The organism is Elstera cyanobacteriorum, from assembly GCF_002251735.1.
Classification (GTDB): Bacteria; Pseudomonadota; Alphaproteobacteria; order Elsterales; family Elsteraceae; genus Elstera; species Elstera cyanobacteriorum.
In genome coordinates, this window is the sequence record NZ_NOXS01000033.1 from 77,382 (window position 1) to 92,193 (window position 14,812).

Sequence of the window (14,812 nt, forward strand, 5' to 3'; positions counted from 1 at the left end):
GACTAAGTATTTCCTAGTCTAATTCTAAAAACAAGACGGGCTTCCTGACGCCCCTGTCAGAAAGCCCGTCTGGGGGATTGGTTTATATCTTGGCCGCTAGGCTGTGCCGGTGCGAATTGCCCCCAGGAAGCCGTTAACCTCCCGGTCAAGGTCGCCCGCTTCGCCCGCCAGCAGCTCCGCCGCGTGCAGCACGCCCTTCGCCGCTTCGCCGGTGGAGGTGGTGGCCCCGCGCACCCGTTCGATGATATGGGCGACGCCCTGGGTTCCTTGGGCGGCTTGATCGGCACTGCGGGCGATTTCGCCCGTGGCGGCACCCTGTTCTTCCACGGCAGCGGCGATGGTGGCGGCGATGCCGCTGATATCGCCGATGATCGTATCGATCTGCGTGATCGCGCCGATGGCGGCCCGGGCGCCCTGGGTGATCGAGCCGATTTGCGAGCCGATTTCTTCTGTCGCTTTTGCCGTCTGCGCCGCCAAATTCTTCACCTCACCCGCGACCACGGCAAAGCCGCGCCCGGCTTCCCCGGCCCGCGCCGCCTCGATAGTGGCGTTGAGGGCCAGAAGATTGGTCTGCGACGCGATCCCATCGATCAGGCGCGCAACCTCGCCGATGCGTTCCACCGCTTCAGCCAGCCCGCGCACCGTATCGCCCGCCCGCCGCGCTTCCGCCACGGCCTGATCGGCGATCGTGTTGGAATGCACAACCTGGCGGGAAATTTCGCTGATCGAAACAGTCAATTGCGCCGATGCCGCTGCCACGGCATCAACATTGCCGATGGCCTGCGCGGCCGCTGCCGCAACCTCCGAGGTCTGTGCCGTCGCGCCATCGGCCAGGGTCGCCATCGAGCCGGAGGCATTGCGCATTTCATCCGCCGCCCGCCGGACGGTAGTTACGATGCGCGCCACGCTTTGTTCGAACTGGCTGGCCATTTCATTGAGGGATTGGCGCCGTTCCTCTGCCGAACGCTGACGCTCGGCCTCGGCTTCAGCCCGTGTGGTTTCAACTTCCATCGCCGTCTGGCGGAAGACATCGAGTGCCCGCGCCATCGTGCCGATTTCATCGTCCCCAGAAACGCGCAAGGTTTCATTCAGACGCCCCTGGCGCACGGCTTCCATGCCATCTGACAGCAGGGTCAGACGGCGGGCGATGGTGCGATGGCCGATCCCCCAGCCGACCGCGAGCGCGATCAACAGGCTGGCCCCCGTCAGGGCCATCTGCATGCCCCCGGCCTGTTCGACCAGTTCCTGCGTGCGAACCCCCTCTGCATGGGCTTCAGCCTGAACGCTTTGGGCCATCTCGTCGATCTGGGCCGACAGCATCTGCGCCTGGGCGCTGATTTTCTTCAGGGTTTGCAGAACATTGGTTTGCGCGGCGATCCGCCGCTCGGCAATGACGAAAACGCCGCTTCCCGTATCGGTCGCCAGTCCTAGCAAGCGTTGCACCGGCCCGACCAGATCAACGTCCTGCGAATCTTTCGACAGGGTGACGAGGCGGGTTTCGAGATGGCGCAGGATCGTTTGGGTCTGCGTCTTGCTGCGCGTAAGCTGGTCGTTGCTGGTCGCCTGCGCCGCCTGCCGGGCCAGCAGGGACGCGCGTTCGACATCGAGCAGCACGGCGGAGGCTTCTTCGTAGACTGGGAAATGCAGTTCCGCCATCGCCTGGAGCATTTCCAGGCCCTTGTCGTAATTATTCGACAGTTCCAACGGCACTTCGGTCAGGGTCAGGGAAAGGCTGAAGCGCGCGCGTTCGGCCAGTGGCGCTACCCGGTCGTTCAAAATGCGCGAGGTGACGGAGATATTTGCCAGTCGCGCCCGTAAATCTTCTTCGGTATTCAGATAGGCTTCGCGCGCTTTATGAACCTGGGTTACCTGTTCATTGAACGCGGTGACCATTTCACTCAGCTTTTCATTGTTCTTAAGCTGGCGGGTTAAGGTCCATAGCTTTTCGATGCGATTATCAAGCGACAGCTTGCTCGACTCGAGGTTCGCGAGGTCCGGCGCATCCCCTAGCGTTGGCGCCAGCGCGGCAATGGCATTGGCTTCGGCCTTAAGGTCGCCCGCAACGGCGACCGCCGGTAGTTTTTCGGTCTGAACGACGGCAAAGGCCGCGCCCATCCGATCATATCCCCACAGGGCGGCCCCGCCGCCAACGGCAGCAAGGGATGCCAAACCCGCCAAAGCCACGAACAGCTTTGTCTTGATCGTTAGCCGCATTTCATTCCTCCCCCTGAAGCTGGTCGTTATGCGACCTTTTGACGCTTCATTACGACGATGCTACACCCGGGCGGAAGGAAGACAAAAGTATTATCCGCCGAAAAGAGTCGATTTAACCCCGTGAATTGACGCAAACGTAAGATTATTTTGTTGCTTAACTCCGGTAAGTGCCCAAAGTTGCCCGCCTTTTCCGGCTCCATCTTGCGCCGAGGTGATAAATAAAACGTCAAGATTGTTTCCCCCAAAACAACAAGAGGTCGGGCGATTGACCGGTAAGGCGATCACCCGCTCGCGGCTACCGTCCGGCCGGTAGCGGGTGATCCGCGCGCCGTCCCAATGGCAGGACCAGATATGATCATCAGCATCGAGGCACAGCCCATCCGGGAACCCTTCGTCCGGCGCCAATTGGGCAAAAACGCGCTTTTCCCCCGCCGTTCCGGTTTCGGGGTCGTAGGGGGCGGTATAGATGCACCGATTGGCGCTATCGGTCAGATAGAGGGTGCGCCCGTCGCCCGACCAGCCGATCCCATTGGTCACGGTGAAATTCACCGGATAGGGCCTTACCTCCGGCCTGCTGCCCGTCAAGCAGTAGAAATGCCCGGTCGGGGCGTTTTCGGCATCGTCCATGCTGCCGATCCAGAGGCGCCCCGCCGCATCGACCTTACCGTCGTTCAGCCGGTTGCCCGGCATCTCCGGCTCCAGCACGGCGAAGGGCGTTAGCGTTCCCGTCTCCGGCACGAACCGGTAGACGCCCGATTTCAGCCCGACCAGCCAATCGCCCCGCTTGGTCGGCACCGCCGCGCCAACCGGTTCCGGCAGAGGGAAGCGGGTATGCGCCCCGTCCTTTCGGCCACCGTTGAGCCGGTGTAGGGCGGGGTTCTTGATATCCACCCACCAGATCGCCCCGTCATGCCAAACCGGGCCTTCGCCCAAGCGGCAGGAAAAATCGGTCAGTTGCGTCAAAACCGGTTCGGACATCGGGCACTCGCTTAGTGGGAGTGGCGCAGGCCGCCCTTGGCGGCGACGCGGTGGAAGGCGGTCGCGGCTTCAAGGCAACCGCCGGTCTGAAGCTGGCCGACCGTCTGGCGATAGAGTTGCTGCCACGGCGTTTGATCGGCGGGGATGCTTGGCTGCGGCAGTTCGGACGCTTTGCGTGCCTCCCATTCGCCTGCGGGCAGCAGCACATCGACCCGGCGGGTCTTGAGATCGACGCGGACTGTATCCCCCGTCTTCAGCCACGCAAGGCCGCCACCCGCCGCCGCTTCCGGCGAGACATTCAGGATCGATGGGCTGCCGGAGGTGCCGGATTGCCGCCCGTCCCCCATCGTCGGCAGGGCGAGAATGCCACGCTGGATCAGCGCATCGGGCGGCTGCATGTTCACGACTTCCGCCGAGCCGGGATAGCCAATCGGGCCGCAGCCGCGAATGACCAGGATGCAGTTTTCGTCAATATTCAGCGCCGGATCGTTCAGCCGATGGTGATAATCCTCCGGCCCGTCGAAGACGATGGCGCGCGCCTCGAAGGCGTCGGGATCGTTCGGGTTCGACAGGTAGCGCGCGCGGAAATCGGCGTCGATCACGCTGGTTTTCAGCAGGGCGCTGTCAAAAAGATTGCCGCTGAGCACGAGGAAACCTGCCGAAGGTTTTAGCGGGGCCGCATAGGCGCGGATCACCTCGCGGTTCGGTTCCGGAACCTTTTCCAGAATCGGGCCGATGGGCTTGCCGGTGACGGTGATCGCATCGCCGTCTAGTTTCCCGGCCTTCAGCAGTTCGGCCATGACGGCGGGCACTGCCCCGGCGCGGTGGAAGCTTTCGCCCAGGAAGCGGCCCGCCGGCTGGCAATCGACCAGCAAGGGAATGTCGTGCCCATGGGTCTGCCAATCCTCCAGCGTCAGATCGACCCCGGCATGGCGGGCGATGGCGATCAGATGCGGCGGGCAATTGGTCGAGGCGCCGATGGCGGAGGCGGTGCGAATGGCGTTCAGGAAGGCCGGGCGCGTCATCACTTTGCGCGGCGTCAGGTCTTCCGCCACCATCGCCACAATCCGCCGCCCGGTTTCATAGGCCATATGGCCGCGTTCGGCATAGGGGGCGGGGATCGAGCCGCAATAGGGCAGGGACATGCCCAAGGCCTCGGCGACCGAATTCATCGATAGGGCGGTGCCCATCGTATTGCAATGGCCGACCGAGGGGGCCGAGGCGGCGGCGGCCTGCATAAACTGTTCGTAGTCGATTTCCCCGGCGGCGAGGCGCTTGCGCGAGTCCCAGATAATCGTGCCAGACCCGGCAAGGCGGCCCTGCCAATGCCCATCCAGCATCGGCCCGCCCGAGAGCACGATGGCAGGAATATCGACCGTACCCGCCGCCATTAGGCAGGCGGGGGTGGTTTTATCGCAGCCGGTGGTCAGCACCACGCCGTCGAGCGGGTAGCCGTGTAGCACTTCGACAAGGCCGAGATAGGCGAGGTTGCGGTCAATCGCCGCCGTCGGGCGCCGCCCGGTTTCCTGGATTGGATGGACGGGAAACTCGATGGGAATGCCGCCCGCGTCGCGGATGCCGTCGCGCACGCGCTTGGCGAGATCGAGGTGGTGGCGGTTGCACGGCGATAGGTCCGACCCGGTTTGCGCGATCCCGATGATCGGCTTACCGGACTGCAACTCGTCGCGCGTGATGCCGTAATTCAGGTAGCGTTCCAGATAGAGCGCGGTCATATCGGGGTTTTCGGGATTATCGAACCATTCCCGGCTGCGGAGCTTTTTCATTCTTATGTCCTCGCAAGAGCTACCCAGGCCGCCGCAAAGGCGCGGGCTTTATCGCCAACGGCGCCGGGGGCCATGCCCGGCTTGAACAGGGCCGATCCCAGGCCGAACCCTTGTGCCCCCGCGTCGATCCACGGGGTCATCGTCTCCGGCGTGACGCCGCCAACGGCAAAGACCGGCACCTCGGGCGGCAGAACCGCCTTCAGCGCCTTCACATGGGAAGGGGTGGTGGTTTCGGCGGGAAACAGCTTCAGCCCATCGGCCCCGGCGTGCAGGGCGGCGAAAGCTTCCGTCGCGGTGAAGAAGCCGGGCAGGGCGTATAGCCCCGCCGCTTTGGCAGCAACGATGACCGCGGGGTCGGTATTGGGCGAGACCATCAGTTTGGCCCCAGTTTCGGCGAGGCGTTCTACATCCCCCACCGTCAACACCGTTCCAGCGCCGATCACGGCCCGGTCGCCGAAGCGCTGGACAAGCCGGGCAATCGAGGTGAAGGGATCGGGGGAGTTTAGCGGTACTTCGATGGCGCGGAACCCGGCGTCAATCAATGCTGCGCCCGTCGCCTCGGCATCCTCGGGCCTCAGCCCGCGCAGAATAGCGACCAGCGGCAAATCGGCAATTTGAGACCAGAGGCTCATGCAGGGGTTCCTTCGGGCAGCAGCGCGGCGAAAGCGGCCAGCCCGGCGGCGGCGGCATCCTCCCCGGCAATCAGGCGGGCGGTGTAACCGCGTTGGGCGAGGGCGAGGCGATAGCGGTCGGCCAGCCCAGCGGTGGCGATCACGGGAATGTCGCGGTTTCCGCCCTCCGGCAGCGCCGCCGCGATTTCCGCCCCGATCAGGAGACCGGAGAGATAGTCGGGCAAGGCCACGGCGGGCAGCCGGTCGAATAGTCCGAGCGTGCGGGTGGAAAACAGGCTGCGCAGCAGGGCCGGGTCGGCAAAGGCGTGCGCCACGCCGCGCCGAAAGCCTTCGGCGGCCAGATCGGCGGGGGCCGTCTCAAAACTGCCATCCGCCGCGCGCGGAAATCCGCGCCCGAGCAGCGAATGGTCACGCAACACGGCAAAGAGTTCACCCGTCATAAAGGTGGCAAACGCGCGAATCGCGCCGCCCGCGACCGTTACCCATTTGCTATGGGTGCCCGGGGTGCAGACGGTGCCATCGGCAAGGCCTGCCAGGGCGAGGGCGCCGATGATCTGGGTTTCCTCGCCGCGCATCACATCCGGCACATCGCCGCGCTGGCAAGACACGCCCGGCAGGAACACCGCTTGCCGCCCGTCGCTCAGGGAATGGCGAACCGCTTTGGCCAGCAGCGCCGCCGCATCGGCAGGCGCTTCGGCATAGGGGACTTCGATCCAGCCTTGGCGGCTGCCGACCATGCCGGAGAGCAGCAGCGGCGCTGTCGGATCGGCGGCCAGCCAATCGCCGGCAGTTTCGCGCAGAACCGCTTCGAACCCGCCCGGTGGTACGGCAAGAATGCCCTTGGGCGCCGCGCGCTGGGCTAAAATCACGCCATCCCGCGCCAGCCGGAAGGCGCGCAGACTGCTGGTGCCCCAATCGAGGGCAATGATGGTACCGCTCACGATCACTCCTCCACCGCCGAACGCTCTTACGGCGCCTCAGCGTGGTTCTAAGGTAGCAGATTATTGTATGATAAATAGAGGGAAGATAATTATCACACAAATTAATCTTTTTGCCGTTTTCGGGTCTGACCCCTCTTGTCATTGCGCGACCGGAATGTAAGGGTTGCGCCAAAAGCGGGGCAGCCGTCGCCATCCCGCCAGAGAGGAACGCAGTCACATGGCCGATCGGGGCAAACGCACTTATTCGCGGCGCAGCCTGCACGGAAAAGTCGCGCATATGCTGGGCACTCGGATTTTGAGCGGGGGCTATGCCCCGGGCGCCCTGCTTCCGAACGAAGAAACCCTGTCCGCCGAACTGGGCGTCAGCCGCACGGCCTTGCGCGAAGCGATCAAGGTGCTGGCGTCGAAAGGGCTGATCGAAAGCCGCCCGAAGATCGGCACGCGGGTGCGCCCGGCAAAAGTGTGGAACCTGCTGGACCCGGATATTCTCGCCTGGTCGCTCGCCACCCGTCCGGCGCTGGAGTTTGTCGGCAAGTTCCTTGAACTGCGCGAGATGGTGGAGCCCGGCGCGGCGGCGCTGGCGGCCCGCAACCATACGCCCGATCAGGCGAAAGCCATGCAAGAAGCCTTCGATGCAATGGCCGCCGCCCCGGATATCGACGCTTGGAACGCTGCCGACGTGCGGTTCCATCAGGCGCTAATGGCGGCGACGGGCAATGAGTTCGTCGCCTCGCTCGGCGGTTTGATCGATCTCGCCCTAACCGCCAGTTTCGATTTTACCGCGAAACGGGCAGTCGCGCCCCGGCGCGGTCTGCCGTTCCACGGGCAGGTGCTGGCCCGCATTCTGGCCCGTGACGCCGAGGGCGCCCGCGATGCGGCGCTGGCCTTGCTGCACGATGCCCGCGCCACGGTGGCGGAAATCTCGGCGGTTGCGCCCTGACGGCCCAGGGGATCGGCGAAAATCTCTCTTTCCGCCTGGCGCACTTCATGCCGCCCGCGAATAGGTTAATACCGACCGCGTGACGCCGACGCCCTAGCCAAAGCCCCCGAACCGCCCTAATCTTGCTGCCCATGAGCACGATCTTCCTCGTTCTGCTAGGCGCGGCGATGCTGGCGGTCCTGGCGACCCTTTTCATGGGCCTGTTCGCGATGGCACGCGGCGGCACGGGCACCGGCGCCAAGCAAAATAAGCTGATGCAAATGCGCGTCGGCTTTCAGGCCTTGGCCCTGGTTTTGTTCGTGTTGGCCCTGATCTCCAGTCAGGCCTGACCGATGGTCCGTTTGACCAAGATTTACACGCGCGGTGGCGATAAAGGCGAAACCTCGCTGTCCGACGGTACGCGCGTTGCGAAAGACGATCTGCGCGTCGAAACCTATGGCACGGTGGACGAATGTTCCTCCGCCCTCGGTATTGCGCGCTTGCATGCCGACCCCGCTTTGGAAGCGGTCCTGGCCCGCATTCAGAACGATCTCTTCGACCTGGGGGCCGATTTGGCCTGCCCGGTCGATCAACCCTGGACGCTGCGCGTGACCCAAGCCCAGGTCGATTGGCTGGAAGCGACGCTAGACGGGATGAACGATCACCTAAAGCCGCTCGATAGTTTCATTCTGCCCGGCGGCACCCCCTGCGCCGCATACTTGCATCTGGCGCGCACCATCGCCCGCCGGGCTGAACGGCAGTGCGTGACGCTGATGCGGGATGACGCCAACGTCAATTCCGCTGTGCTGCGCTACCTCAATCGTCTGTCCGATCTCCTGTTCGTTGCCGCGCGCTGGGTGAACGATAAGGGCACGGCGGATATTCTCTGGGTGCCCGGTCAGAACCGGGCGGGGTAACCCGATTATTCCAGTGTATCTGACGTATTGGGAAGTTACGTAACGAATACGTCAACGTCAGTCTTGACTTGTCTTGGTTCGCGCCGCACAACAGGGGTCCGAACCAGAAAAACGACTATGGGCGGAGGAAGTCGCACTCATGAAGCTACTCGTCGCGGTGAAGCGCGTGATTGACTATAACGTCAAGGTTCGGGTGAAGGCCGACCAGACGGGCGTTGATCTCGCCAATGTCAAAATGTCGATGAACCCGTTCGATGAAATCGCCGTCGAAGAAGCGGTTCGCCTGAAGGAAGCCGGGATTGCGACCGAGGTGGTCGTCGTCAGCATCGGCCCAACTCAAGCCCAGGAAACCCTGCGCACCGCCCTCGCGATGGGCGCCGATCGCGGCATTCTGGTCCAAACCGATGCCGAAGTGCAGCCGCTTGCCGTCGCCAAACTGCTGAAAGCGGTGGCGGAGAAGGAAGGCCCCGGTCTGATCATTCTCGGCAAGCAGGCCATCGACGACGATAGCAACCAAACCGGCCAGATGCTGGCGGCGTTGCTGGATTGGCCGCAGGCCACCTTCGCCTCGAAGGTCGCGGTCGCCGACGGCAAAGCCACCGTCACCCGTGAAATCGATGGCGGTTTGGAAACCCTGGCGCTGACGCTGCCGGCGATCATCACGACCGACCTACGCCTCAACGAGCCGCGCTATGCGTCGCTGCCAAATATCATGAAGGCGAAGAAGAAGCCGCTCGATACCGTCGATCCGGCGGCGCTCGGCGTTGATATCGCCCCGCGCCTCGCCACTCTGAAAGTGACCGAGCCGCCGAAGCGCCAGGGCGGCGTGAAGGTCGCGTCCGTTGCCGATCTGGTGGCGAAGCTGCGCACTGAAGCGAAGGTGATCTGATTATGGCCGTTCTCGTTATCGCCGAAGTGGATGCGGGCGCGCTGAAGCCTGCCACCCTGAATGCCGTTACCGCCGCTGCGAAGCTGGGGGAGGTTCATGTCCTCGTTGCCGGGTCGGGCGCCGCTGGCGCCGCCGATGCCGCGAAGGGCATTGCGGGCGTTGCCAAGGTTCTGCACGCCGACAGCGCCGAGTATGCCAACGGCCTTGCCGAAGCGCTGACCCCGCTTGTGGTTTCGGTCGCCAAGTCCTATGCCGCTGTGGTCGCCACGGCCACCACTTTCGGCAAGAACCTGCTGCCGCGCGTTGCGGCGCTGCTCGATGTGCAACAGATTTCCGAAGTCACCGCGATTGAAAGCGCTGATACCTTCGTGCGCCCGATCTATGCCGGGAACGCGCTCGCCACGGTGAAATCCGCCGATGCGATCAAGGTTTTGACCGTACGCGGTACCGCCTTCGATGCGGCCCCCGCCACGGGCGGCTCGGCAGCGGTCGAAAGCGTCGCGGCGGTCGCCGGGTCGGGCAAGTCGGCCTTTATTGGTCAGGAACTTTCCAAGTCCGAACGGCCGGAACTCACCTCCGCCCGCATCGTCATTTCCGGCGGGCGCGGGATGCAGAATGGCGAAAACTTCGCCCTGTTGGAAGCCGTGGCCGATAAGCTGGGCGCCGCCGTTGGCGCGTCGCGCGCGGCGGTCGATGCCGGGTTCGTGCCGAACGATTATCAGGTCGGCCAGACCGGCAAGATCGTGGCGCCGGACCTTTATATCGCCGTCGGGATTTCGGGCGCGATCCAGCATCTCGCCGGGATGAAGGACAGCAAGGTCATCGTTGCCATCAATAAGGACGAAGAGGCACCGATCTTCCAGGTCGCCGACTATGGCTTGGTCGCCGACCTGTTTAAGGCGGTGCCGGAATTGAAAGAGGCGCTAGACTAAGCGCTAAAAGCCTAGGTAAGCTGCCAGCCCTTCGCACCCGCGAAGGGCTGGTTTGTTAGAACGCTCGGGGGACTTCCATATGCACACCATCGGGATCATCGGCGCGGGTCAAATGGGCACCGGCATTGCCCAGGTCTTCGCGGCGGCCGGATACCCCGTGCATCTGCTGGATGTTACCGCCGACCGCTTGACGGCGGGCGTCGCGACGGTCAGCAAGAACCTCGACCGTCAGATCGCCAAGGGCAAGCTGACGGAGGCGGAGAAGGTTGCGACGCTCGGTCGCATCACCACCGGCACCGACTATGCCGGGTTCGGCGCCTCCGATCTCGTGATTGAAGCTGCGACCGAAAATGAAGCGCTGAAGCGCGAGATTTTCAAGACGCTGGTGCCGCACCTGAAGCCCGAGGCGCTGGTGGCGTCCAACACCTCGTCGATTTCCATCACCCGGCTTGCGGCGGCCACTGACCGGCCCGGCAAGTTCATCGGCATGCATTTTATGAACCCGGTGCCGGTGATGCAGTTGGTGGAACTGATCCGCGGCATCGCGACCGATGAAGACACGTTCGCGACCGTGCGCACCTTGGCGGAATCCCTGGGGAAGACGGTTGCCGTGTCGGAAGATTTCCCGGCCTTCATCGTCAATCGCATTCTGCTGCCGATGATCAACGAGGCGATCTATACGCTGTACGAAGGCGTCGGTTCCGTGGTGGCCATCGATACCGCGATGAAGCTGGGGGCCAATCACCCGATGGGGCCGCTGGAACTGGCGGATTTCATCGGTCTCGATACCTGCTTGGCGATCATGCAAGTGCTGCACGACGGTCTGTCGGACACCAAATACCGCCCCTGCCCGCTGCTGGTGAAATATGTCGAAGCCGGGTGGCTGGGCCGCAAAGCCGGGCGCGGCTTCTACGATTATCGCGGCGATAAACCGGTGCCGACGCGGTAACAGCCCGTCAGTTCTGCTGCAACCTCGGCACCGGGATTGCAGTGGCTTCGATCTCCGCTTCAAGATTGGCCGTGAATTCCGCGAACATTTCCGGGTCGGCGTCGGCTTCCCGTTGGTATTGCGCCGCCACGTTGCGGTTGAGCTGGTGCATGATGTCGTCCATGCCGGTAAAATCGGGAAAGCCGCCGCGCAAGGAAAATTCCGCTTCCAACTGCACGATTAATTCCAACACTGGCCGATAGCTTGGGTCATCCGCCAGGGCGGTAAAACAGTCGCGCCACTGGTTTTGTAAATCTTCGGGCGATAGGGCCGCGAAGCTGCGCCCGGCCTTCAGATAGGCTTCAGTCAGCGCCAACCGTTGTTGGGCGAAAAAAGTGGCGAGCGCGGCTTCATCCATTGGAAAATAATCCCGGTCCCGGCAGGGACGCGACAGAGGCACTGCGGCGCAGCGCGGTTTCGACGGGCGGCGGCGGCTCCAGCGCGTCCCCCAGCCCGGCGGTATCGAAGTCGGCGAGCTTGCGGGCCTGCACCAGCACGCGGCTGTCGAAGGCGCCAACGGCACTATTGTAGGCTCCGGCGGCGGTCTCCAAGCCCTTGCCGATCTTGGCGAGATGATCGCTGAACGTCGAAAGTCGCTTATGCATCTCCCGTCCCAGCCCGGCGATTTCGCGGGCATTTTGGGCCAAGCGCTCCTGCCGCCAGCCATAGGCGACCGCGCGCAAGAGCGAAATCAGCGTCGTCGGCGTCGCCAGGATCACGCTTTGCTCCACCCCCGCTTCGATCAAGCCCGGATCATGCTCCAGCGCGGCCGCGAAGAAATGTTCGCCGGGCAGGAACAGCACGACGAATTCCGGCGTATCGCCCTTGAACTGCTCCCAATAGGTTTTTTCGGAAAGCGCCTTGATATGGGTGCGGATCTGGCGGGCGTGATGGGCTAGATGGGCGCGGCGGGCATCGTCATCGGGCGCTTCGACGGCGGCCAGATAGGCTTCCAGCGGCGCTTTGGCATCGACGATGACGCTCTTGCCGCCCGGCAGGCGCACGACCAGATCGGGGCGCAGGCGCTTATCTTCCGGCGTCTGCACTTGTTCCTGGAAGTCGCAGTGATCGACCATCCCGGCGAGTTCCACGACGCGCTTTAGCTGGATTTCCCCCCAGCGCCCGCGCACGGTCGGCGCGCGCAGGGCGCGGGTGAGATTGCCGGTTTCGGACTTCAATTCCTGGTAAAGCTGGCGCATCAGCGCCGTCTGTTCCCGCAGACCGTGATAGGCGCCCTCGCGGGTCTTTTCGATTTCGCGCAGGTTCACGTCGAGCTTGTTGAGATGCTCCACCACAGGCGTAAGCTGCGCCGCCATGGCTTGACTACGCTGATCAAGGTCGCTTTTGGCGGCTTGGTGCAGCTTGCCGAAATTCTCCTCGGCCAATTGCAGGAAGCTGGCGTTGGATTTTTCCAATGCCTCTGTCGATAGCGCCCGGAACTGGTCCGATAGCGCCCGCCGCGCATCGTCGAGCAGCGCGAGGTTTTCCTCCGTCCGGTGCTTCTCGGTATCCAGCAGCACGCGCAATTCGGCATTTTCGGCACGCAGGTCCAGGATGGAGGTGCTGGCGTCGGCAAGATCGGTTTCCAGCCGGGTCAGCCGCTCCGTCCGTTCGGTCAATTGCGCGGCCAGCACGGCTTGACGGCTGCGGGCGATCAGCCAGCCGAGCGCTGCCCCCAAAAACAGGGCGAGCAGCGCCGCCGCAATGATACTGCCGTTCCCGTCCATCCAACGTCCCTTCATAGACAGAAGCGGCTGCATCTGGGATAAGTCGCCTCTCTAAGTGGCCGCGAGAGTAGCCCCTTTGTTCCTATCCTGCTAGTGTCTGGTGAGCCGCTGTTATGGCCTTTCTCTCCCCCTCCTGGCCCCGCGCGGCCCGCATTCTCGCCCTGATGCTGATTGCGGTGGCGGGGGTGCTGGCTTTCCGACCCGATGCCGTGGTTTTCACGACGCCGCTGACCGAGGACGCTTATTACAGCCTGTCCGCCGCCCGCAATATCGCAGCGGGGCGCGGTGTGACGATTGACGGCAGCCTGCCGACCAATGGGTTTCAGCCGCTGTTTACCTTCCTCGAAGCCGGGGCGTTCGCCCTTGCAGGCGGGAATGAGACACTGGCGATCCGCTTTACCCTCGGTCTCTCTTGGGTGATCTGGCTGGCGACGGCCCTCACCCTCGGGCGCATCGCGGTTGATGGCGCGAGCGGTTCGGCAGCGGAGAAGAGCGCGCGCGGCTGGCTGGCCACCCTGCTGTATCTCGCCGGGTTCCTGACCTTCATGCACCACTTCAACGGGCTGGAAACCGGCCTGCTGATGCTGGGCTATGCCATCCTGTGGCGGGCGTGGCAGGCGGGGGTTTACGAGCAGCGCGGCGGGCCGCTCAAAATCGGCTTGCTGCTGGGGCTGCTGGTGCTCACCCGCATCGACGCTGCCATTTTCACGGCACTCTTCGGCCTTTGGTTGCTGGTCCGCGAAACCCGGCGCTTTGGGCTGGTTGCCGCGTTGACGCGCACCGTGCCGATGGGGCTGGCGGCGCTGGCTATTTCGTCCCCCTGGTGGGCCTATAATTATCTGGAATTCGGTAGTTTCATGCCGACCAGCGGCACGGCGCAGCAGGAATGGGCGGTGGATGAGCGGCGCCTGCGCTGGATCTTTTGGGCCTTGGGCGTCGCCGGGCTGCCGCAGCTTTGGCTTGGGCAGTTGGATGAGATGTTCGGCGATGGGATCGTTTTGTCGATCCTGCGGGCCGGGGTTGGCGGCGGCTTGCTGTGGGGCTTCTGGCGGGCGGTGAAAACCCGCAAACCGCTCGCGGCCAAGGATGCCGCCCAACGCCGCACCTGGGAATTCGCCGCCTTGCTGGCCGCCGCCCTGACCGTCCTCTGCCTCTATTACGGCTTCAGCTTCATCGCCTATTGGTTCTACTACCGCTATCTCTTCTTCTTCGTCCTGCTCGCGACCCTGGGCATCGCCTGGCTGCTGGCGCCCTGGGTGGCGGCGGATACCCGGCGCGGAAAACTCGCCGCGCTCGGCCTGTGGGTGCTGGCCGCGCCGACGCTGGCCTCCGCCCTCCTCGCGCAGACCGGCAAGACCCTGCACGTCGAAACCGTCTATTTCGAACAATTGGCGCTGATTAAGGAACATGTTCCCGACGATGCCCGCGTCGCCGCTGGACAGTCGGGTACGCTGGGTTACTTCCGCCCCAACTCAGTGAATGTGGACGGCAAGGTCAACCGTACCGCCGTTCCTTACCAAACCCACATGTGGGATTACCTGCGCGAGAATAAGATCGTCTGGTTCTGCGACTGGCCGAACTATGTGGAAAAATACCTCGGCCCCGATCCAGCAAAGCATGGTTGGAAGCTGGTGGCGGAAAAAGGATTCTGGCGGCTGTGGAGGTACGAGGGAGCGTGATACTCGGGGACGCCGTCCCCGAACCCCAGGCCAAGGGGCGAGTCCCTTGGCGATCCCATTCCTTAAAGGCGCTAGCCCGTATATTGCTGGGCAGTGTTTCCGCGCATAAAAAAACGCCCCGAGTGTCCTCGGAGCGTTCTTAAGAACATCGGGATTGTTAAGGGGCCGCAGCCCCTTAAGCGGAGTGCAGAGGCAGCGCCTCTGCATCCCTA

The 14,812-nt window shown here is 63.6% G+C and carries 14 protein-coding genes; 7 read left to right on the plus strand and 7 right to left on the minus strand.

The window, feature by feature from the left end; genetic code table 11:
• Positions 1-96 precede the first annotated feature (96 nt).
• From CHR90_RS19835 to CHR90_RS12545, 5 genes are all read right to left on the minus strand, one after another.
• Positions 97-2,214 carry a methyl-accepting chemotaxis protein gene (locus CHR90_RS19835; protein WP_094409360.1) on the minus strand — a complete coding sequence of 706 codons (2,118 nt, stop codon included), beginning with the start codon at positions 2,212-2,214 and terminating at the stop codon, positions 97-99.
• A 90-nt stretch (positions 2,215-2,304) separates the two neighbouring features.
• Positions 2,305-3,192 (minus strand): SMP-30/gluconolactonase/LRE family protein, encoded by an 888-nt coding sequence (locus CHR90_RS12530; protein ID WP_094409361.1) that lies wholly within the window; start codon positions 3,190-3,192, stop codon positions 2,305-2,307.
• 11 nt (positions 3,193-3,203) lie between these two features.
• On the minus strand, positions 3,204-4,976 hold the full coding sequence (locus CHR90_RS12535) for an IlvD/Edd family dehydratase (RefSeq protein WP_094409362.1): 1,773 nt from the start codon (positions 4,974-4,976) through the stop codon (positions 3,204-3,206).
• A 2-nt stretch (positions 4,977-4,978) separates the two neighbouring features.
• On the minus strand, positions 4,979-5,608 hold the full coding sequence (locus CHR90_RS12540; protein ID WP_094409363.1) for a 2-dehydro-3-deoxy-6-phosphogalactonate aldolase: 630 nt from the start codon (positions 5,606-5,608) through the stop codon (positions 4,979-4,981).
• Positions 5,605-6,549, minus strand: a complete 945-nt coding sequence (locus tag CHR90_RS12545) for a 2-dehydro-3-deoxygalactonokinase (protein ID WP_212668684.1) — start codon at positions 6,547-6,549, stop codon at positions 5,605-5,607. The genes CHR90_RS12540 and CHR90_RS12545 overlap by 4 nt, the downstream gene beginning before the upstream one ends.
• A 217-nt stretch (positions 6,550-6,766) precedes the next feature.
• Between CHR90_RS12545 and CHR90_RS12550 the strand changes: the two genes are divergently transcribed.
• From CHR90_RS12550 to CHR90_RS12575, 6 genes are all read left to right on the plus strand, one after another.
• Positions 6,767-7,489 (plus strand): FadR/GntR family transcriptional regulator, encoded by a 723-nt coding sequence (locus tag CHR90_RS12550; protein WP_094409364.1) that lies wholly within the window; start codon positions 6,767-6,769, stop codon positions 7,487-7,489.
• A 131-nt stretch (positions 7,490-7,620) separates the two neighbouring features.
• Positions 7,621-7,818 carry a twin transmembrane helix small protein gene (locus CHR90_RS12555; RefSeq protein ID WP_094409365.1) on the plus strand — a complete coding sequence of 66 codons (198 nt, stop codon included), beginning with the start codon at positions 7,621-7,623 and terminating at the stop codon, positions 7,816-7,818.
• 3 nt (positions 7,819-7,821) lie between these two features.
• Positions 7,822-8,385 carry a cob(I)yrinic acid a,c-diamide adenosyltransferase gene (locus CHR90_RS12560; RefSeq protein ID WP_094409366.1) on the plus strand — a complete coding sequence of 188 codons (564 nt, stop codon included), beginning with the start codon at positions 7,822-7,824 and terminating at the stop codon, positions 8,383-8,385.
• A gap of 139 nt (positions 8,386-8,524) precedes the next feature.
• Positions 8,525-9,274 (plus strand): electron transfer flavoprotein subunit beta/FixA family protein, encoded by a 750-nt coding sequence (locus CHR90_RS12565; protein WP_094409367.1) that lies wholly within the window; start codon positions 8,525-8,527, stop codon positions 9,272-9,274.
• Positions 9,275-9,276: 2 nt separating this feature from the next.
• On the plus strand, positions 9,277-10,206 hold the full coding sequence (locus CHR90_RS12570) for an electron transfer flavoprotein subunit alpha/FixB family protein (protein WP_094409368.1): 930 nt from the start codon (positions 9,277-9,279) through the stop codon (positions 10,204-10,206).
• A gap of 79 nt (positions 10,207-10,285) precedes the next feature.
• Entirely contained in the window at positions 10,286-11,155 is an 870-nt protein-coding gene (locus tag CHR90_RS12575; protein WP_094409369.1) for a 3-hydroxybutyryl-CoA dehydrogenase, read from the plus strand.
• A 7-nt stretch (positions 11,156-11,162) separates the two neighbouring features.
• On the opposite strand, the gene CHR90_RS12580 is transcribed toward CHR90_RS12575, so the two are convergent.
• Together CHR90_RS12580 and CHR90_RS12585 are read right to left on the minus strand one after the other, a co-directional pair.
• Positions 11,163-11,552, minus strand: a complete 390-nt coding sequence (locus CHR90_RS12580; protein ID WP_094409370.1) for a hypothetical protein — start codon at positions 11,550-11,552, stop codon at positions 11,163-11,165.
• Positions 11,545-12,954 (minus strand): DNA recombination protein RmuC, encoded by a 1,410-nt coding sequence (locus CHR90_RS12585; RefSeq protein ID WP_094409371.1) that lies wholly within the window; start codon positions 12,952-12,954, stop codon positions 11,545-11,547. Before CHR90_RS12585 ends, CHR90_RS12580 begins: the two co-directional genes overlap by 8 nt.
• Positions 12,955-13,034: 80 nt before the next feature.
• Between CHR90_RS12585 and CHR90_RS12590 the strand changes: the two genes are divergently transcribed.
• The gene (locus CHR90_RS12590) at positions 13,035-14,600 is read left to right on the plus strand and encodes a hypothetical protein (RefSeq protein WP_094409372.1); all 1,566 of its coding nucleotides are present in this window, start codon (positions 13,035-13,037) and stop codon (positions 14,598-14,600) included.
• The last annotated feature ends 212 nt before the right edge of the window (positions 14,601-14,812 follow it).